The sequence below is a fragment of the Streptomyces sp. NPDC007157 genome (assembly GCF_040634235.1).
GTDB lineage: Bacteria > Actinomycetota > Actinomycetes > Streptomycetales > Streptomycetaceae > Streptomyces.
In genome coordinates, this window is sequence record NZ_JBEYFE010000022.1 from 68,099 (window position 1) to 85,872 (window position 17,774).

16 protein-coding genes and 1 tRNA gene are annotated in these 17,774 nt (G+C 69.7%); 5 read left to right on the forward strand and 12 right to left on the reverse strand.

Annotated features, from left to right (window positions below):
- Positions 1-8 precede the first annotated feature (8 nt).
- The 4 genes from ABZ642_RS32950 to ABZ642_RS32965 form a co-directional block, all read right to left on the reverse strand.
- Entirely contained in the window at positions 9-1,439 is a 1,431-nt protein-coding gene (locus tag ABZ642_RS32950; RefSeq protein ID WP_360490565.1) for a GH1 family beta-glucosidase, read from the reverse strand.
- Positions 1,440-1,569: 130 nt separating this feature from the next.
- Positions 1,570-2,469 (reverse strand): carbohydrate ABC transporter permease, encoded by a 900-nt coding sequence (locus tag ABZ642_RS32955; RefSeq protein WP_360490568.1) that lies wholly within the window; start codon positions 2,467-2,469, stop codon positions 1,570-1,572.
- 10 nt (positions 2,470-2,479) lie between these two features.
- Positions 2,480-3,490: a sugar ABC transporter permease gene (locus ABZ642_RS32960; RefSeq protein ID WP_360490842.1), complete on the reverse strand. Its 1,011-nt coding sequence runs from the start codon at positions 3,488-3,490 to the stop codon at positions 2,480-2,482.
- A gap of 5 nt (positions 3,491-3,495) precedes the next feature.
- Entirely contained in the window at positions 3,496-4,821 is a 1,326-nt protein-coding gene (locus tag ABZ642_RS32965; RefSeq protein ID WP_360490571.1) for an extracellular solute-binding protein, read from the reverse strand.
- A gap of 431 nt (positions 4,822-5,252) precedes the next feature.
- On the opposite strand from ABZ642_RS32965, the gene ABZ642_RS32970 reads away from it, so the two are divergent.
- Entirely contained in the window at positions 5,253-6,308 is a 1,056-nt protein-coding gene (locus ABZ642_RS32970; RefSeq protein ID WP_360490574.1) for a LacI family DNA-binding transcriptional regulator, read from the forward strand.
- Here the strand turns inward: ABZ642_RS32970 and ABZ642_RS32975 are convergent.
- The 5 genes from ABZ642_RS32975 to ABZ642_RS32995 all read right to left on the reverse strand — a co-directional run bounded on the left by ABZ642_RS32975 (position 6,305) and on the right by ABZ642_RS32995 (position 9,517).
- Positions 6,305-6,487 (reverse strand): hypothetical protein, encoded by a 183-nt coding sequence (locus tag ABZ642_RS32975; protein ID WP_360490576.1) that lies wholly within the window; start codon positions 6,485-6,487, stop codon positions 6,305-6,307. The genes ABZ642_RS32970 and ABZ642_RS32975 overlap by 4 nt on opposite strands.
- Positions 6,488-6,574: 87 nt before the next feature.
- Positions 6,575-6,647: transfer RNA gene (locus ABZ642_RS32980), tRNA-His, on the reverse strand.
- A gap of 114 nt (positions 6,648-6,761) precedes the next feature.
- Entirely contained in the window at positions 6,762-7,364 is a 603-nt protein-coding gene (gene orn, locus ABZ642_RS32985; protein ID WP_360490579.1) for an oligoribonuclease, read from the reverse strand.
- 246 nt (positions 7,365-7,610) lie between these two features.
- Positions 7,611-8,783 carry a helix-turn-helix domain-containing protein gene (locus tag ABZ642_RS32990; protein ID WP_360490582.1) on the reverse strand — a complete coding sequence of 391 codons (1,173 nt, stop codon included), beginning with the start codon at positions 8,781-8,783 and terminating at the stop codon, positions 7,611-7,613.
- 377 nt (positions 8,784-9,160) lie between these two features.
- Positions 9,161-9,517, reverse strand: coding sequence for a hypothetical protein (locus ABZ642_RS32995; RefSeq protein ID WP_360490585.1), 357 nt, complete (start codon positions 9,515-9,517; stop codon positions 9,161-9,163).
- A 363-nt stretch (positions 9,518-9,880) separates the two neighbouring features.
- Here ABZ642_RS32995 and ABZ642_RS33000 point away from each other — a divergent pair, with 363 nt between their 5' ends.
- Complete coding sequence (locus ABZ642_RS33000; protein WP_360490588.1) at positions 9,881-10,408, forward strand: universal stress protein; 528 nt, start codon at positions 9,881-9,883, stop codon at positions 10,406-10,408.
- Between the two features lie 154 nt (positions 10,409-10,562).
- Positions 10,563-11,129, forward strand: a complete 567-nt coding sequence (locus ABZ642_RS33005) for a GPR1/FUN34/YaaH family transporter (protein WP_360490591.1) — start codon at positions 10,563-10,565, stop codon at positions 11,127-11,129.
- Positions 11,130-11,249: 120 nt separating this feature from the next.
- Here the strand turns inward: ABZ642_RS33005 and glmS are convergent, their stop codons facing one another.
- Positions 11,250-13,067, reverse strand: a complete 1,818-nt coding sequence (glmS, locus tag ABZ642_RS33010) for a glutamine--fructose-6-phosphate transaminase (isomerizing) (RefSeq protein ID WP_360490594.1) — start codon at positions 13,065-13,067, stop codon at positions 11,250-11,252.
- A 20-nt stretch (positions 13,068-13,087) separates the two neighbouring features.
- Positions 13,088-13,345 carry a hypothetical protein gene (locus ABZ642_RS33015; RefSeq protein WP_360490597.1) on the reverse strand — a complete coding sequence of 86 codons (258 nt, stop codon included), beginning with the start codon at positions 13,343-13,345 and terminating at the stop codon, positions 13,088-13,090.
- 165 nt (positions 13,346-13,510) lie between these two features.
- On the opposite strand from ABZ642_RS33015, the gene ABZ642_RS33020 reads away from it, so the two are divergent.
- Positions 13,511-15,076: a metallophosphoesterase family protein gene (locus ABZ642_RS33020; RefSeq protein WP_360490600.1), complete on the forward strand. Its 1,566-nt coding sequence runs from the start codon at positions 13,511-13,513 to the stop codon at positions 15,074-15,076.
- A gap of 78 nt (positions 15,077-15,154) precedes the next feature.
- On the opposite strand, the gene ABZ642_RS33025 is transcribed toward ABZ642_RS33020, so the two are convergent.
- Complete coding sequence (locus ABZ642_RS33025; RefSeq protein WP_360490603.1) at positions 15,155-16,012, reverse strand: DUF4429 domain-containing protein; 858 nt, start codon at positions 16,010-16,012, stop codon at positions 15,155-15,157.
- 157 nt (positions 16,013-16,169) lie between these two features.
- Between ABZ642_RS33025 and ABZ642_RS33030 the strand changes: the two genes are divergently transcribed.
- The gene (locus ABZ642_RS33030; protein ID WP_360490606.1) at positions 16,170-17,741 is read left to right on the forward strand and encodes a beta-N-acetylhexosaminidase; all 1,572 of its coding nucleotides are present in this window, start codon (positions 16,170-16,172) and stop codon (positions 17,739-17,741) included.
- Positions 17,742-17,774: the final 33 nt, after the last annotated feature.

A 17,774-nucleotide genomic window follows, 5' to 3' on the forward strand; every position in this document is an offset into this window, starting at 1 on the left:
CCCCGGTCTCAGGCCGCCGGCCGGGCCGGCGGCAGGGTGCTCGTGCGGGCCGCCTCCGCGTACCAGTGGGCGCTCGACTTCGGGGTGCGGGCGAGGGTCGCGTAGTCGACGTACACCGCCCCGAACCTCTTGCCGTAGCCGTACGCCCACTCGAAGTTGTCCATCAGGGACCACAGGTAGTAGCCCCGCACGTCCGCGCCGTCGGTGATCGCGCGGCGCACCGCCGAGAGGTGGCCGTGCAGATAGGCGATGCGCTCCGGGTCGTGGACCCGGCCGTCCGGGTCGGGCTTGTCGTCGTAGGCCGCGCCGTTCTCGGTGATGTAGAGGGGCAGGCCCGGGGCCTCGGCCGTGTACCGCATGATCAGGTCGTGCAGGCCGGTCGGGTCGATCGTCCAGCCCATCTCGGTGCGCTCGCCCGGGGTCTGGTGGAAGGCGACGTCGTCGGCGCCCGGCCAGGGGGAGTGGGTGCTCGCGCCGTGGCCGTCCGACCGCGGGCCGGTCACCGTGGCGGACGCCGCCGACACCAGGGTGGGCGTGTAGTAGTTCAGCCCGAGGGCGTCCAGCGGCTGGTGGATGGTGGCGAGGTCGCCGTCCTGGACGTACGACCAGTCGGTCACCGACGCCGTCGCCGCGAACAGCGACTGGGGGTACGAGCCGTGCAGGATCGGGCCGTGGAAGACGCCGTTGGCCAGGTCGTCGATGGTGCGGACCGCCGCCAGGTCGGCCGGGTCCTGTGAAAGGGGCCGCACGACGGAGGAGTTGAGGCTGATCGCGATCTGGTTGCGGGCCGGCATCGCCGAGCGCAGCGCCGAAGTGCCCAGCCCGTGCGCGAGGTTGAGGTGGTGCGCGGCGCGCAGGGTGGCCGCCGGGTCGGTACGGCCGGGGGCGTGCACCCCGGAGCCGTAGCCCAGGAAGGCGCTGCACCAGGGCTCGTTGAGGGTGATCCACTGCTCGACGCGGTCGCCGAGCGCCTCGCCGAGGATCTGCGCGTACTCGGCGAACCGGTACGCCGTGTCCCGCTCCGGCCAGCCGCCCGCGTCCTCCAGCTCCTGCGGCAGATCCCAGTGGTAGAGGGTCACGGCGGGCTTGATGCCCTTGGCCAGCAGTTCGTCGACCAGCCGGCGGTAGAAGTCCAGGCCGACCTGGACGGCCGGGCCGCGTCCGGTCGGCTGGACGCGCGACCAGGAGACCGAGAACCGGTAGGCGTTCAGCCCGAGGTCCGCCATCAGCGCCACGTCGTCGCGGTAGCGGTGGTAGTGGTCGACAGCGATGTCACCGTTCTCGCCACCGGCCGTCTTGCCCGGCGTATGACTGAAGGTGTCCCAGATCGAGGGGGTGCGGCCGTCCTCCCGCACCGCCCCCTCGATCTGGTACGCGGAGGTCGCGGCGCCCCAGAGGAAAGCGGGAGGAAAGGTCACGGAAGTCGTGGGTTCAGGCATGGAAGCGCTCCCATTGGAGGTCGTGGAGACCGACGGGTAGATGAGGGGAGAGGAAGGGGCGGCAGGAGGGGCGGGAAGGACGGGAGGGGCCGGGGCGGCGGTGACCCGGCCCCCGTCGTTCCGCGGGCGGTCAGCCCTTCACCGCGCCCTGCATGATGCCGCCCACGATCTGCTTGCCGAAGATCGCGAAGACGAGCAGCAGCGGCAGCGTGCCCAGCAGCGCGCCCGCCATGATCAGGGACTGGTCGGGGGTGTACCCGCGGCCCAGGCCCGCAAGGGCGACCTGCACGGTCGGGTTGCCGGTCTGCGTCAGGACCAGGAACGGCCACAGGAAGTCGTTCCAGGCCTGGACGAACATCAGCATGCCGAGCACCGCCATCGCGGGGCGCGCCGCGGGGAACACCACGTGCCACACCACCCGCCAGCTGCCGGCGCCGTCCACTCTGGCCGCCTCGATCAACTCGTCCGGCAGCGCCTGGGTGAGGTACTGCCGCATGAAGAACACGCCGAACGCGCTCACCAGGGACGGGAAGATGACCGCCTGCAACTGGTCCGCCCAGTTCAGCTTGGCGACCATCATGTAGAGCGGGATGATGCTGAGCTGCGGCGGCACCATCATGGTGCCGATCACGGTCAGCATCAGGATGTTGCGGCCCCGGAAGCGCAGCTTGGCGAAGGCGAACCCGGCGATCGTCGACAGCACGACGATGGTCACCGCGGAAGTCCCGGCCACGATCGTGGTGTTGAGGAACGCCTTGCCGAGGTTGGCCTCGGTCCAGGCCACGTCGAGGTTGTGGAAGAGGTTCCCGCCGAACCAGAACGGCGGCGGGGTCTCGGCCAGCCGGTTGTTGTTCCGGGAGGCGGCGATCGCCGTCCACACCAGCGGGAACAGCGAGCCGATGGAGAACACCACGAGGATCGTGTACGCGATCGGGCCCGCGTGCATGGTGCCGCCGGCGCGCGCGGACTTCGAGCGCCGCACGCGCTTGGGCTCGGCCACCGGAGAAGGTTTGCTCAGGGTCGTCGTCACGGCCGGTCTCCTAACTACTGGCGCGCAGCCGGCGCGAGATGACGTAGTTGACGAGCCCGATCACGATCAGGATCAGGAACATCGTCCAGGCGATGGCGGAGGCGCGGCCCAGGTGCTGGTTCACCCAGCCCTGCTCGTACAGGTACAGGCCGAGCGTCTGGAACTGGTGCTCCGCGCCGCCCGACGCCCCCTTGTTGGCGTCGAAGATCAGCGGCTCGCCGAACACCTGGCTCGCCCCGATGGTGGACACGACACAGGTGAACAGGATCGTCGGGCGCAGCTGCGGCAGCGTCACATGGATGAACTGCTGCCAGCGCGAGGCGCCGTCCAGGGCCGCCGACTCGTACAGGTCCTGCGGGATCGCCTGCATCGCGGCCAGGTAGATCAGCGCGTTGTACCCGGTCCAGCGCCAGATCACGATCGTCGACACCGCTATCTGGGACGGCCACTTGTCGTTCTGCCAGTCGATGTTGCCGACGCCGAAGAAGTGCAGCGCCCAGTTGATCATGCCGTAGTCCCGGCCGAACAGCAGCACGAAGACCAGGGAGGCGGCCGCGATCGACGTGGCGTACGGCGCCAGCATCACGACCCGGTAGAAGATCGAGGCACGCAGCCTGTAGTTGAGGATGTGGGCGAGCCCCATCGCCATCAGCAACTGCGGAACCGTCGAGATGATCCCGATGGTCAGGGTGTTCTTGGCCGCGTTCCAGAAGAAGTCGTCGCCGAAGATGCGGGTGTAGTTGTGCAGCCCCGCCCACTGCATGTCGGTGGGCGCGGTCAGCTCGACCGTGTGCAGCGAGGCCCAACCCGTGTAGATCAGCGGGAAGAGCCCGAAGGCGACGAAGAGCAGGAAGAACGGCGAGACGAAGCCGTACGGGCTCCACTTGATGTCCCGCTGCCAGCGGCGTGAGAGACGGGCGCGGCGCCGCCGCTCCGCCTCGGATGGAACGGCGGGCGGGCGGGCCGGGGCCGCGCCCCCCTCCTCTGCGAGGGGCGCGGCGGTGTCGTGCCGGGTGGCCATGGCGGTCACTTGTCCAGGCTGTTGTCGATGGTCTTGACGGCCGTGTTCCAGGCTTCCTCGGGCGACTTGCCCTTGGTGACGAGGACGACGCCGTTGTTGGCCAGACCGTCCTGGATGATCTGGTCCTTCGGGCCGATGACCTGCACCGGGCTGCTCTTGGCGGCCTCGGCGAAGATCGTGCCGATCGGGGCGTCACCGGTCATGTCGTTCTTGGCGCCGGTCACCGCCGCCGAGGTGTACGTCGACGGCGCGCTCGGGAAGGAGCCCTGCACGCTGAAGAGCTTGGCCTGCTGTTCGGGTGCGGTCAGCCAGGCGACCAGCTTCTCGGCCTCCGCGACGTTCTTGCCGCTCTTGGGCACGGTCAGGAAGGACCCGCCCCAGTTGCCGGCCTTCGGCGCCTGGGCCACGTCCCACTTGCCGGCCGCGTCCGCCTTCGACTGGCCCTTGATGTAGCCGAGCATCCACGGCGGGCAGGACATCGCCGCGAACTTGTTGTTGGCGATCGTGCTGTTCCAGGACGGCTGGAACTGGGTCTGCGCCTGGACCAGTCCCTCCTGTGCGGCCTTCGCGGTCTGGTCGAACGCGGTCTTCACGGCCGGGTTCGTCTTGTAGATGATCTTGCCGGAGGAGTCGTAGAACTTGCTGCTCTCACTGGACAGGATCGCGTTCAGGAGGCCACCGGGGGAGTCCATGAAGGTGGTTCCGGAGGGCGCCTTCTTCTTGTAGTTCTCGCCGACCTGGACGAACTTGTCCCAGCTGCCCGCCCAGAGCTTGCTGACCGCGTCGCGGTCGGTGGGCAGGCCGGCCTTCTGGAAGAGGTCCTTGCGGTAGCAGATGCCGAGCGGACCGACGTCGGTGCCGAGCCCGATGGTCTGGCCACCGCTGGTCGTGGCCTGCTTCCACTTCCAGTCCAGCCAGTTGCTCTCCGAGACGCCGCTGACCTTGGACAGGTCCTCCAGCTTGTCCGCGAACGTGCTGGTGACCTCGGCGATGTTGCTGACTTCGACGGCCTGGACGTCCATCAGGCCGCTGTTGGTGGTCAGGTGGTTGACGAGCGCCGGGTAGTAGTTCGCGTTCTGCTCGACCGAGGTGTCCTTGATGACGATGTTCGGGTGGAGCTTCTCGTACTCCTTGTAGAGCCCGGCCTCCTTGAAGCCGAACGTGCCGAACAGGCCGAGCGTGATCGTCGTCTTGCCCTTGCCACCGCCGCTGGTGCCGTCACTGCCGCCACCGCTGTCGTCGGCACAGCCGGCCAGCAACGCTCCTCCCAGCGACACGACGGCCGCCAGGACGACCGCCTTGCGGGAGGCGGTTCGGGTACGTGCTCGCATTACGTCCTCCTGTTGCCCTGACGTGCCGACCCCCCGGCCAACTGCATTGTTGGGCCCGTGTGTTTCTCGCTGCGGCTCGGGCGGGGAACGTGCGGGATGTGTATGTGTCAGGTACTGTGGGAGCGCTCCCACCAGTGATGTGTTGAAGGGTCGTCGGTTCGGGCCGGGGTGTCAAGGGAGCGGACGCGGAGGGATGTGTTCGGTTATCCGGCTGTTAGCTAACGGCGGTTGGAGGGCCCTCGGGGCACGGGCCGGCAAAAGCCCGGCGGCCGGTCGTCACCCGGACCCGGCCCGCCCGGTGTTGTGCGTCGAGGGCGTTCGGGCCGAAGCGGGAGCAGGGAAGACGGCAGCCCCCGGTGGAGGTCATCCCGAAAGTCGAGGCTGTTACATTCCAGGCCGGCAACGAGAATGCGGCAAGAAGGGCGGAGCCCATGGCAAGCCACGGAGCGCGGGGGCGTAGTGGTGGTCGGCCCACCCTCGAAGAAGTCGCCGCCCGGGCCGGGGTGGGGCGGGGAACCGTGTCGCGGGTGATCAACGGCTCGCCCCGGGTCAGCGACGCCACCCGGGCCGCCGTCGAGGCCGCGGTCGCCGAACTCGGTTATGTTCCGAACACCGCCGCCCGGGCCCTCGCGGCCAACCGCACCGACGCCATCGCCCTGGTGGTCCCCGAGCCGGAGACCCGCTTCTTCGCGGAACCGTACTTCTCGGACATGCTCCGCGGTGTCGGCGCCGAACTCTCCGAGACCGAGATGCAGTTGCTGCTGATCTTCGCGGGCAGCGACCGGGAGCGGGAACGGCTCGCCCAGTACCTCGCCGCCCACCGGGTGGACGGCGTCCTGCTGGTGTCCGTCCACGCCGACGACCCACTGCCCGATCTCCTCGCCCAGCTGGAGATCCCCGCCGTGATCAGCGGCCCGCGCTCCGCCGCCGAGACGCTGACCTCGGTCGACTCCGACAACTACGGCGGCGGGCGCTCGGCGGTCGAGCACCTGCTGGCCGGCGGCCGCCGGACGATCGCGCACATCACCGGCCGCCTGGACGTGTACGGCGCCCAGCGCCGCGTGGACGGCTACCGTGACGCCCTGCGGGACGCGGGCCGCGAGGTGGACGAACTCCTCGTCATCGCCGGTGACTTCACCGAGGAGGGCGGCCGCCGGGCCATGTCCCTGCTGCTGGAGCGGCGCCCCGACCTGGACGCCGTCTTCGCCGGCTCGGACGTGATGGCGGCCGGCGCCCGTCAGGTGCTGCGCGAGCTGGGCCGCCGCATCCCCGACGACGTGGCGCTGGTCGGGTACGACGACTCGGCCATCGCCCGCCACATGGACCCGCCGCTCACCAGCGTCCGCCAGCCCATCGTGGAGATGGGCCGCGCGATGATCGACCTGCTCCTCGCGGAGATCGCCGACCGCCGCCCGGCCGTGTCCCGGGGCCTGGAGCGCCGGCACGCGGTACTGCCGACGGAACTGGTGACCCGCGCCTCCTCCTAGGATCTCGTCCCGACGATCACGCCCTTGCCCACGGGCCGCCGGCGGTTCGGGGCGAGACAGCCGGGCTGGGCGACGATCGCCGGAACCGCGGGACGCCGGGCTGTGTGCCGGTCGCCCTGGCCGTCGTCCGCGCGGCCGTGGTTCTCGCGTGTCTTCACGTGGTGACGGCGACGCGTCATCAGGTCTCCGGACGACCCCGTCGGCCACCGAGGACCGGAAACGCCAAAGGTCGGCCTGCTTCCGCAGGCCGACCCTTGGTCGGTGAGGGTGAGTGACGGGACTCGAACCCGCGACATCCTGGACCACAACCAGGTGCTCTACCAGCTGAGCTACACCCACCACGACCGGCGGTGATTCTGTGGTTTCTCCGACCGGCCGAGAAAAAGTGTACAGGGTCCGAAGGGGTGCTCGCGCACGGCTTTACGGGAGTGCCCGCGGGGGCCTCCCGAACGCCTATTCCGCAGGCAGGACGTGGCGGGCGGCGATCGTCCGCGCGGTGTCCGAGTCCGGGCCGGGCTGCGGTACGAAGATGGCCTCGCGGTAGTAGCGCAGTTCGGCGATGGACTCGCGGATGTCGGCGAGGGCGCGGTGGTTGCCGTTCTTCTCCGGGCTGTTGAAGTACGCCCGCGGATACCAGCGCCGGGCCAGCTCCTTCACGCTGGACACGTCGACGATCCGGTAGTGGAGGTATCCCTCCAGGTCCGGCATGTCCCGGGACAGGAAGCCGCGGTCGGTGCCGACGGAGTTGCCGCACAGCGGGGCCTTGCCGGGTTCCTTCACGTGCTCCCGGACATAGGCCAGGACCTGCTCCTCGGCTTCGGTCAGCGTTGTGCCGCCGGCCAGCTCGTCGAGGAGGCCGGACGAGGTGTGCATCTGGCGCACCACCTCCGGCATCGTCTCCAGTGCCTTGGCCGGCGGACGGATGACGATGTCCACGCCTTCGCCGAGCACGTTCAGCTCGGAGTCGGTGACCAGTGCGGCCACCTCGATGAGCGCGTCGTCGGACAGCGAGAGGCCGGTCATCTCGCAGTCGATCCACACCATGCGATCGTTCATGCGACCACCCTAAAGCTGACGTCCCCCTTTGTGGCCCCCACGGTCGGTGCCGCCGCCTTCCGGGGCTTTCGCCGGCAGGCCCCGCTTCGGCCCGGACGGCCTCGTCCTCGATCGCCGGACGGGCGGAGTGGGTGGCTGGATGCCGTTGTCCTCGGCCTCGCCTCCTTGTCCCACCGGGTCAGGTGGTGGGTGGAAGCAGGGACCCCTGCCGACCCGAGGTGGTCGGGTGGGCAGGGGTCGGGTGCGTCAGCTTCCCGTGCGGGGGCCCGGCAGGCTGGCCGAGAGGCCTACCGCCGCTGTCCTGCGGGTCTGCATCGGGAGTACCCCCTCGGGGTACTGGACCGTCAGCGGGCCCGTCGGTGGCAGCGGTGCCGGTTCCGGCGTGTCGGCACGCTCGGACTGCGGCCGCCTCGCCCGGTACGCCGCCCGGTACGCAGCCGGGGACGAGCCCAGCTGGCGGCGGAAGTGACCGCGCAGAGCGACGGGGGAGCGGAAGCCACAGCGGCCCGCCACCTCGTCCACCGAGTAGTCGGACGTCTCCAGGAGACGCTGCGCCTGGAGGACCCGTTGCGTGATCAGCCACTGCAGCGGGGCACTGCCCGTCAGTGAGCGGAATCGGCGGTCGAAGGTCCGGCGGCTCATGTACGCGCGTGCCGCCAGCGTCTCCACGTCGAACTGCTCGTGGAGGTGCTCCAGCGCCCAGGCGACGACCTCGGCGAGCGGGTCGGCGCCGATCTCCTCTGGTAAAGATCGATCGAGGTAGCGCTCCTGACCGCCCGAGCGGCGCGGCGGGACCACCAGACGGCGGGCGAGCGCACCGGCCGCCTCGTTGCCGTGGTCCGTCCGCACGATGTGGAGACAGAGGTCGATTCCGGCCGCCGTACCGGCGGACGTCAGGACGTCGCCGTCGTCCACGAAGAGTTCGCGTGGGTCGACGTGCACCGACGGATAGCGCTTGGCCAGCGTCGGCGCGTACATCCAGTGGGTGGTGGCCGGGCGCCCGTCCAGCAGTCCGGCGGCGGCCAGTACGAACGCGCCGGTGCACAGCCCGACTATGCGGGCCCCTTCTTCATGGGCGCGGCGCAGCGCGTCCAGTGCCTCTTCGGGCGGTGGCGCGGTGATCGATCGCCAGGCCGGTACGACGACCGTGCCTGCGCGTGAGATCGCCTCCAGGCCATGTGGCGCGGTGAGTTCCAGGCCCCCTGTGGTCCGCAGCGGGCCTTCCTCGCCTCCGCACACCAGTAGTCGGTAGCGCGGTACGCCGGCGTCCTGGCGGTCTATCCCGAACACCGACAGCGGTATGGAACTCTCGAAGATGGGCCCGCCGCTGAACAGCAGCACCGCGACGATCTCCTTGCGGCGTCGCCCGGAGAGTTTCCGAGCCGCGGCTTCCGGCGCGGCAGTGGAGTCGTGGCTCATACTGCTAAGCCCCCCTCGGTGGTCGCGGCTCCTCGGTTGTGTCGCTCCTGCACGTTTCCCCTCGGTCCTGCACGAGTCCCCCGCCGTAAGACGTCAAGATCGAATCTACTGGTTCCCGCAGTCTCGCGTTGACCAGTTCGACACGCCGCAGATTGTCGACATGACAACTTGGCGTGAAGCATTCGATCACGAAGCGTTGCACTCACGGGCCGTGCAGGGAAGTACGCCTCGTGGCAGTGGCCAAACCGCGTAGGGTGCACGGGGTCCCCCGGACCCTTTCCGTGCAGGTGGAACGGGGGTTGGGGGGTGGTCGGGGCCCCTCTTGCACAGGGTCGGGAAGTTGGCTGAAAAGAAGCGTTCCCGTGCGCGGAAACCGGTCAGTCGACCGGTGTACTGCCCCTAGTGTGACGTCCGCCTCCCCGGACCGCTCCACGGGGGGCCCGATGCGGCGCCCGGTGCGGGGCCCGGTGGGGCGCCCGGTGGGGTGATCCGTGGGGTTTTCCGTGAGGTTTTCCGCGGGGCGCCGTCCCGTGCTCCGAGCGGCGCAGCAGGTACCGGCACGCGGCGGTGACGGCGGCCAGGCCGAGGCCGGTGCCGCCGGCACCGGCCGGCGAGGTGCCGTACCAGAGGAGCACCACGGGCACGAGGACACAGGAGAACGCGGCCCAGCGGACGACGTCGCCCGCGGTGTCCTGGGTGGGGTGCGGGTCGGGTTTCGGGCGCGGTCCGGACATGTGCGTATCTCCCTGGTCTCCCGGGCGGTGTGCTTCTGCCGCGGCTCCCTGGTGGTGCTGCCGCCGGGTTCAACGCGTGTTCGAGCGGTCGGTCACCGTGCGTGGACCCCGCTCCTGTCCGAATCCTGTGCAAACCGCCTGTACGGGGCAGCAACCATTGCGTTACGGGCGCGGCTCGTGCATGCTCCCTGGAACTCCTAACCGACTCCGGGGAAGGTCCCCTACGGAGCGTGCGCGGGATCTGGGCTGAGGAGGCGTGCCGCCGTACCCTTGGGGGTATGGGGTTGGGAAGATGTTTCCCGGACACAGCTCCGCCGCACACTGTCGTCCCCTCCCACAAAGGATCACAACGCCGAGACAGCCATGGCCGGTCACGAATTCTTCGATCCAGCGGACCGCAAGCGGCCGGTCGCCGACCCCACGGCGGCCGATGCGCTGGCGGCGGAAGAACCACGCCCTTCCTGCGATCCCGCCTTCAAACACGGAGTGGTCGTCGGCTTCGACGGTTCCACCTCCAGTGAGCGCGCCCTCGCCTATGCGATCGGGATGGCACATCGCTCCCGCGCGGGGCTGATCATCGTCCACGTCGCCAACCGACTGCCGACCACCGTGTGGGCCGGCTGCGAGCCACCCGTCTTCGTCGACGTGCCGGACCACCGCACCGAGGTGCTCGGTCTCGAACTCGCCTGCGCCGACTACCTGTCCGAGGTGCCCTGGATCCTCGTCGAGCGCGGCGGAGACATCTGCCACGAACTCGAAGAGGTGGGGCAGGAGTACGAGGCCGACGCGATCGTCGTGGGGTCGACCCACGGGATCGTCGGGCGGATCTTCGGCTCCGTCGCGGGCAGACTCGCCAAGCGGGCCAAGCGGCCCGTCGTTGTCATTCCGTAACTCCGGGTTCTCCCAGGTGAGATGCGCCGTGGGTAAGGCCGGGCTCCCTTTGTGCCGTGCGTAAATCTACTCGCGCGTAGAGGTGTTTGTGCCCTTGTGAAGGGCATATATCGGTCACCGCGCACAACTGCACGAAGTATGAAGGGAGCCCGCCGTGGACAATGACGTCTCTGCGGGAAGCGGAACCACTACCGTGGCCGGCCGACTCGCCCTGGGGATCACCCTGTTGGCGTTCGGCATCGGCACCACCGGCGTGATCGACGACGTCACCACGTCCGACGCCGTGTCAGTCGCCCACTATGTGGGCGGAGTCGCCCTCTTCCTCGTCGGCCTGCTGGCCTTCCGTGACCGTGACACCGTCAACGGCACGGGCTATGTGACCCTCGGTGCCCTCTGGTTCACCTGGGCCGTCTCGTCCGGCTCCAACGCCTCGGCCAACGCGGCGGGGCTCTTCCTGCTCCTCTTCGCCCTCGTGGCACTGTCGTTGACCCTCGCGGGCGGCGACACGCTCGGACAGGGCATGCACGCGCTGCTGTTCCTGTCGACGCTGGTGCTCGCTGTCGCGAACTTCGCCGACAGCTCCTCGCTGGTCAAGGTGGGCGGCTGGGTCGCCGTGGCGGCGGGGGCGGTGGCCTGGTACGCCGCGACGGCCGCGCTCGCGCACTGGCCGACGGTCCTTCCGAGGCGGGCTGCCGGCCGGGGGGTGACGGCCACCGGCTGATATGGCAGCCGACGCCGGGGAGTTGGGCGTCCCCGGCGATCCAATGAGCGGACCCCTTCGTGGCCTGACGGCACACGTGGGGGTCCGTTCGGTTTTGTCGGTCCGCACAACTGAACGGTGCTACTCCACCGTCACGGACTTCGCCAGGTTCCGCGGCTTGTCGATGTCGCGGCCCAGGGCCTTCGCCGTGTGGTACGCGAGGAGTTGGAGGGGGATGCCCATCAGGATGGGGTCGAGTTCGTCCTCGTTCTTCGGGACGACGATCGTGCGGTCCGCCTTCTCCTGGGGCTGGTGGGCCACCGCCAGGATCTTGCCGCTGCGGGCCTTGATCTCCTCCAGGGCCGCGCGGTTCTTCTCCAGGAGGTCGTCGTCGGGGACGATCGCCACCGTGGGGAGCGCCGGCTCGATCAGGGCCAGCGGGCCGTGCTTCAGCTCGGACGCCGGGTAGGCCTCCGCGTGGATGTAGGAGACCTCCTTGAGCTTCAGGGACGCCTCGCGGGCCACCGGGTAGCCCCGGACGCGGCCGATGAAGAGCATCGAGCGGGCGTCGGCGTACTCCGCGGCCAGCTTCTCGATCTCCGCCTCCTGGGCGAGGATCTCCGAGATCTGGGCCGGCAGCTTGCGCAGACCGTCGATGATCCGCTTGCCGTCGCGGACGGAGAGGTCACGGATGCGCCCCAGGTGCAGCGCCAGCAACGCGAACGCGACCGTCGTGTTGGTGAAGCACTTCGTCGAGACCACGCAGACCTCCGGCCCGGCGTGCACGTACATGCCGCCGTCCGCCTCGCGGGCGATCGCCGAGCCGACCACGTTCACCACGCCGAGCACCCGCGCGCCCTTGCGCTTCAGCTCCTGGACGGCGGCGAGCACGTCGTACGTCTCACCGGACTGGGAGACCGCGATGTACAGGGTGTCGGGGTCGACGACCGGGTTGCGGTAGCGGAACTCGGAGGCCGGCTCGGCGTCCGCGGGGATCCGGGCAAGTTCCTCGATCATCTGGGCGCCGATCATGCCCGCGTGGTACGAGGTGCCGCAGCCGAGGATCTTCACCCGGCGCACGGCACGCGCGTCCCGGGCGTCCAGGTTGAGGCCGCCGAGGTGCACGGTGGAGAAGCGGTCGTCGATCCGGCCGCGCAGCACGCGGTCGACCGCGTCGGGCTGCTCGGAGATCTCCTTGTGCATGTAGGTGTCGTGGCCGCCCATGTCGTACGACTCGGCCTCCCACTCCACGGTGGTCGGCTCGGCGGTCGTGCGGGTGCCCTCGGTGGTGTAGGTCCGGAAGTCGTCGGCCTTGAGGGTGGCCATCTCGCCGTCGTCCAGAGTCACTATCTGACGGGTGTGGGTGACCAGGGCCGCGATGTCGGAGGCGACGAACATCTCCTTGTCGCCGATGCCGAGGACGACCGGGGAGCCGTTGCGGGCCACCACGATGCGCTCGGGGAAGTCGGCGTGCATCACGGCGATGCCGTAGGTGCCCTCGATCAGGTGCAGCGCCTGGCGGACCCGCTCCTCCAGGGTCTCCGCCTGGGAGCGGGCGATGAGGTGGACGAGGACCTCGGTGTCGGTCTCGGAGAGGAACTCGACGCCGTCCGCCTCCAGCTTGCGGCGCAGGTCGGCGGCGTTGTCGATGATGCCGTTGTGGACGAGGGCGACCTTCTGGTCGGCGGACATGTGCGGGTGGGCGTTCACGTCGGAGGGCGCGCCGTGGGTGGCCCAGCGGGTGTGGGCGATACCGGCGGTGCCCTTGAAGCGCGCCGGGACCTTGGCCTCCAGGTCCCGGACCCGGCCCTTGGCCTTGACCATCTTCAGGCCGGCCGTCTTCGGGGAGGTGACGACGATGCCCGCCGAGTCGTAGCCGCGGTATTCCAGCCGCTGCAGACCCTCCAGGAGGAGAGGGGCCACGTCACGCTTACCGATGTATCCGACAATTCCGCACATATATGGGTGTTCCGTATTCCTCAGCCGTAGACCATGCGGCGCAGCTGCCGGAGGGTGAGCTCCGGCGGGGCGACCGCCCTGTACTTCAGATCCGCCTCGATCCGTTCGAAGATCTCCGCGTTCACCAGGCCTTCTGCCTGCAGTTCGCGGTGGCGGCGCCGGACGAAGTCCCCGGCCGTCTCGTCGAAGTAGGCGAGCACGTCCTGTATCACCCGCAGCGCCTCGCCCCGGCTCAGGGGCGTGGACCGCGTCAGATGATCAACAAGTTCGTCGTGCACCCGTAGATCCTGGAGTACGGGATGGCGGTTTAGCAAGAATCCTGCCCGATTCCGGGCAACGGCCTGTTGAATCTCTTATGGGGTTCTGTTCGTAGCCTGTCCATCCTGTGTCTTGCGCCACGTTGCTTGTGGAGACGAGTTTCAGACGCCATGGACATTCCTCGTATGGGCGTACCCGAGAAGCTGGCCGAGCGCATGAGCATGGCCGAGCAGCACGAGTACCTCCGCGCCAAATTCTCCCGGCGCTCGATGATCAGAGGCGGCGCCGTCACGCTGGGCGCCGTCACGGGTGGCCAGTTCGTGCTGGGCGGCACCGCCCAGGCCGCCGTGCCCACCCAGTCGACGGCTCCCGCCACCCAGCACGTCGACGGCGCCCTCGTCGCCCCCTTCGGGCGGCACCTCGCCTTCGGCAACGACCCGCGCACGGAGATCACGATCTCCTGGCAGGTTCCCGTCGCCGTGAAGAAGCCCTTCGTGCGGATCGGCACCCACGCCTCGCACCTCTCCGTCAAGATCGACGCCGAGGTCCGCACCCTTTACACGCCGGCCGGGGTGGGCGCCAGCGGCGACCACACCCAGTACTACGTGCACGCGAAGCTGACCCACCTCAAGCCGGGCCGCACGTACTTCTACGGCGTCGGCCACGACGGTTTCGACCCGGCCTCGCCGCAGTTCGCCGGCACCATCGGCACCTTCACCACCGCCCCCTCGCACAAGGAGCCGTTCACCTTCACGGCCTTCGGCGACGAGGGCGTCGGCTACCACGGCCTGGCCAACAACAGCCTGCTGCTCGGCCAGAACCCGTCCTTCCACCTGCACGCCGGCGACATCTGCTACGCCGACCCGGCCGGTGCGGGCCAGACCGCCGACGCGGGCTTCGACTCGCGGGTCTGGGACCAGTTCCTCGCCCAGACCGAGTCCGTCGCCAAGTCCGTCCCGTGGATGCCGGCCTACGGCAACCACGACATGGAGGCCTGGTACTCGCCCAACGGCTACGGCGGCGAGGACGCCCGCTGGAACCTTCCCGACAACGGCCCGGACAGGAAGAACCTGCCCGGCGTCTACTCCTTCGTCTACGGCAACACGGCGGTCATCTCGCTCGACGCCAACGACGTGTCCTTCGAGATCCCGGCCAACCTCGGCATCTCGGGCGGCACGCAGACGAAGTGGCTGGAGGGCCAGCTCAAGAAGTTCCGGGCGTCCAAGGACGTCGACTTCATCGTCATCTTCTTCCACCACTGCGCGTACTGCACCTCCACGGCGCACTCCTCGGAGGGGGGAGTGCGCCAGGAGTGGGTGCCGCTGTTCGAGAAGTACACCGTGGACCTGGTCATCAACGGCCACAACCACCAGTACGAGCGCACCGACGTCATCAAGAACAACGCGGTCGTCAAGAAGCTCCCGATCGGCGGCACCGCGTACCCGGAGACGGAGGGCGTGGTCTACGTGACGGCGGGCGCGGCCGGCCGCAGCCTGTACGCCTTCTCCGCCCCGGACTCGTACGAGGGCCACGTGGCCGACGTCGACACGGTGTCGGCGTTCGTCAACGTCAAGGGCGGCAAGCAGAACGAGACGGTCTCCTGGTCGCGCGTGCGCTACCTCAACTACTCGTTCCTGCGCGTGGACGTGCAGCCCGCGTCGCCGGGCCGGACCACCACGCTGACGGTGAGCGGCATCGCCGAGACCGGCAACCGCGTCGACCACTTCACGGTGGCGCGCAAGGCCAAGTAACACCGGTGGGAAGGGGCGGGTGGTACTCGGGCCGTATGAGGATCACCCGCTCCGTCCTTCTTCGCGGGCTCTTCGGCTTCACATCCTCTTCAGCACCGCCTGTTTGGCCATCGCGAACTCCTCGTCCGTGAGCACGCCCTCGCGACGCAGCTCACCCAGCTCGCGCAGCCGGCGCAGCAGCGCGTCGTGATCGGCCCCGGGCTCCTCGGCCACCCGGGGCACCTCGGGTACGGCCGCCGACGGATGCGGCAGCCGCGCCTGCACGGCCGCCGCGACCAGCGCCATCAGCGGGTCCCGCTTGAACCCCCACAGCTCCACCGCGTTGGGGTCGTACTTGGCCCGCGCCGTGGCCGGCGCACCGCGCACCCGGAACCGCAGATGGCCGTTCTCCAGTCCGGCGGACGGCTGCCACTCCACGGCCAGGATGTCCGCCAGGGCCAGCGTGCGGGGACCGGCGGCGGCCTTCACGTCCTCCGCCTTCCAGTTCCACTCGAGCCGCACCCGCTCGCCGTCGAAGCCGGCCGTGCCGTCCCCGGCGGAGACCGACAGCGGCAGCTGCGGACCCGGCAGCAGATACCCGGTCACCGGCGTGCCCGGGACCTGCTCCAGCAGCAGCGCGTCGCGCACCTGGTCCGTGAAGTACTCGGCGACGCCGTACCGGTCCGGCTCCACGGTCAGCTGATAGGGGTCGTGGGTCTCGGCGAGACGGCCGCCGGTGGCGTGCAGCAGCGGATCGGCGCCGTCCCGCAGCCGCAGCCTCAACCGCCCCGACCTGCGGCCCTGCTCGAACGAGACCGCCGCCAACGCGGCCAGTGGGACGGCCAGTTCACCCAGCGTCCGGCGCAGCACACTGACGTTCCTGTCCCGCCCGGGAGTCAGCCGTAAAGCGTCTCCGTCGAAGGCCCAGGTGGCGTCCTTCTGGATGATTTCCGCCATGGGGGGATTGTTCCACCGGAAGAACGGCCGGGTGGTCTCGACCAATCCCGGTCGGTGGTGCATCCTCAGCCGAGTCCTCTGCAAGTCCTCCGCACAGAGTTCTTCGATGGGAGCGCATGTGAGACGGCACCACGGAACGACTCCCCGTACTCCCCGCATGGCCCGCGTCCTCGGGTCCCTGCTGCTGGTCGCGGCGGCCGGCGCCTTCACGGTCGGCGCCACCCCGGCCACACCGGAGCCCGCCCCGGCCCCGCTCGACCGGGTCGTCCCGGCGCCCGCCTCGGTCAGGGCGGCCGGAGCGCCGTACCGCATCACCCGTGACACCGCCATCCGCGTCGACGGCTCCCGGGAGGCCCGCCGGGTCGCCGAGTACCTCGCGGACCTGCTCCGGCCGTCCACCGGCTACCGGCTGCCCCTGACCACGCACGGCACCTCGGGTATCCGACTCCGCCTCGCCAAGGGCCCGTTCGGCGCCGAGGGGTACCGCCTCGACAGCGGCCGCGACGGCGTCACCATCACCGCCGCCGAACCCGCCGGCCTCTTCCACGGCGTCCAGACCCTGCGTCAGCTGCTCCCGGCGGCCGTCGAGAAGGACACCGCGCAGCCCGGCCCCTGGCTGGTCGCGGGCGGCACCATCACCGACCGCCCGCGCTACGCCTACCGGGGCGCGATGCTCGACGTCTCCCGGCACTTCTTCACCGTGGCCCAGGTCAAGCGGTACATCGACGAGCTGGCCCTCTACAAGATCAACGAACTGCATCTGCATCTCAGCGACGACCAGGGCTGGCGCATCGCCATCGACTCCTGGCCGCGTCTGGCGACCTACGGCGGCTCCACCCAGGTCGGCGGCGGCCCAGGCGGCCACTACACCAAGGCCCAGTACGAGGAGATCGTCCGGTACGCGGCCTCCCGCTACCTCGAAGTCGTCCCCGAGATCGACATGCCCGGCCACACCAACGCGGCCCTCGCCTCCTACGCCGACCTCAACTGCGACGGCACCGCACCGCCGCTGTACACCGGCACGGACGTCGGCTTCAGCTCGCTGTGCGTGTCGAAGCAGGTGACGTACGACTTCGTGGACGACGTCATCCGCGAGCTGGCCGCCCTCACCCCGGGCCGCTATCTCCACATCGGCGGCGACGAGGCGCACTCCACCAGCCACGAGGACTACGTGGCGTTCATGGACCGGGTGCAGCCGATCGTCGCGAAGTACGGCAAGACGGTGATCGGCTGGCACCAGCTGACCGGCGCGCATCCGGTACCGGGGGCGATCGCCCAGTACTGGGGGCTGGACGACACCGGCGCGGACGAGAAGGCCCAGGTGGCCAAGGCCGCCCAGAACGGCACCGGGCTGATCCTGTCGCCCGCCGACCGGGTCTACCTCGACATGAAGTACACCGAGGACACCCCGCTCGGCCAGGACTGGGCCGGTCTGGTGGAGGTGAAGCGCTCGTACGACTGGGATCCGGGCAACTACCTGGCGGGCGTGCCGGGTTCGGCGGTCCGGGGGGTCGAGGCGCCGCTGTGGTCCGAGACCCTCGTGACCGGCGCCGACATCGACTACATGGCCTTCCCGCGGCTGCCGGGGGTGGCGGAGCTGGGCTGGTCGCCGGCGTCCACGCACGACTGGGACGCCTACAAGGTGCGGCTCGCCGCGCAGGCGCCCCGCTGGGACGCCCTCGGCATCGGCTACTACCGCTCGCCGCAGGTGCCCTGGCCTGCGAAGTAGGCTGAACCGGAAAGACCGACGGGCTCCCCCGAG

Coding starts and splice junctions, on each gene's coding strand:
- ABZ642_RS32950 (WP_360490565.1), bottom strand. CDS start 1,439: ATGCCTGAACCCACGACTTCCGTGACCTTTCCTCCCGCTTTCCTCTGG.
- ABZ642_RS32960 (WP_360490842.1), bottom strand. CDS start 3,490: ATGGCCACCCGGCACGACACCGCCGCGCCCCTCGCAGAGGAGGGGGGC.
- ABZ642_RS32965 (WP_360490571.1), bottom strand. CDS start 4,821: ATGCGAGCACGTACCCGAACCGCCTCCCGCAAGGCGGTCGTCCTGGCG.
- ABZ642_RS32970 (WP_360490574.1), top strand. CDS start 5,253: ATGGCAAGCCACGGAGCGCGGGGGCGTAGTGGTGGTCGGCCCACCCTC.
- ABZ642_RS32975 (WP_360490576.1), bottom strand. CDS start 6,487: ATGACGCGTCGCCGTCACCACGTGAAGACACGCGAGAACCACGGCCGC.
- orn (WP_360490579.1), bottom strand. CDS start 7,364: ATGAACGATCGCATGGTGTGGATCGACTGCGAGATGACCGGCCTCTCG.
- ABZ642_RS32990 (WP_360490582.1), bottom strand. CDS start 8,783: ATGAGCCACGACTCCACTGCCGCGCCGGAAGCCGCGGCTCGGAAACTC.
- ABZ642_RS32995 (WP_360490585.1), bottom strand. CDS start 9,517: ATGTCCGGACCGCGCCCGAAACCCGACCCGCACCCCACCCAGGACACC.
- ABZ642_RS33000 (WP_360490588.1), top strand. CDS start 9,881: ATGGCCGGTCACGAATTCTTCGATCCAGCGGACCGCAAGCGGCCGGTC.
- glmS (WP_360490594.1), bottom strand. CDS start 13,067: ATGTGCGGAATTGTCGGATACATCGGTAAGCGTGACGTGGCCCCTCTC.
- ABZ642_RS33020 (WP_360490600.1), top strand. CDS start 13,511: ATGGGCGTACCCGAGAAGCTGGCCGAGCGCATGAGCATGGCCGAGCAG.
- ABZ642_RS33025 (WP_360490603.1), bottom strand. CDS start 16,012: ATGGCGGAAATCATCCAGAAGGACGCCACCTGGGCCTTCGACGGAGAC.
- ABZ642_RS33030 (WP_360490606.1), top strand. CDS start 16,170: ATGGCCCGCGTCCTCGGGTCCCTGCTGCTGGTCGCGGCGGCCGGCGCC.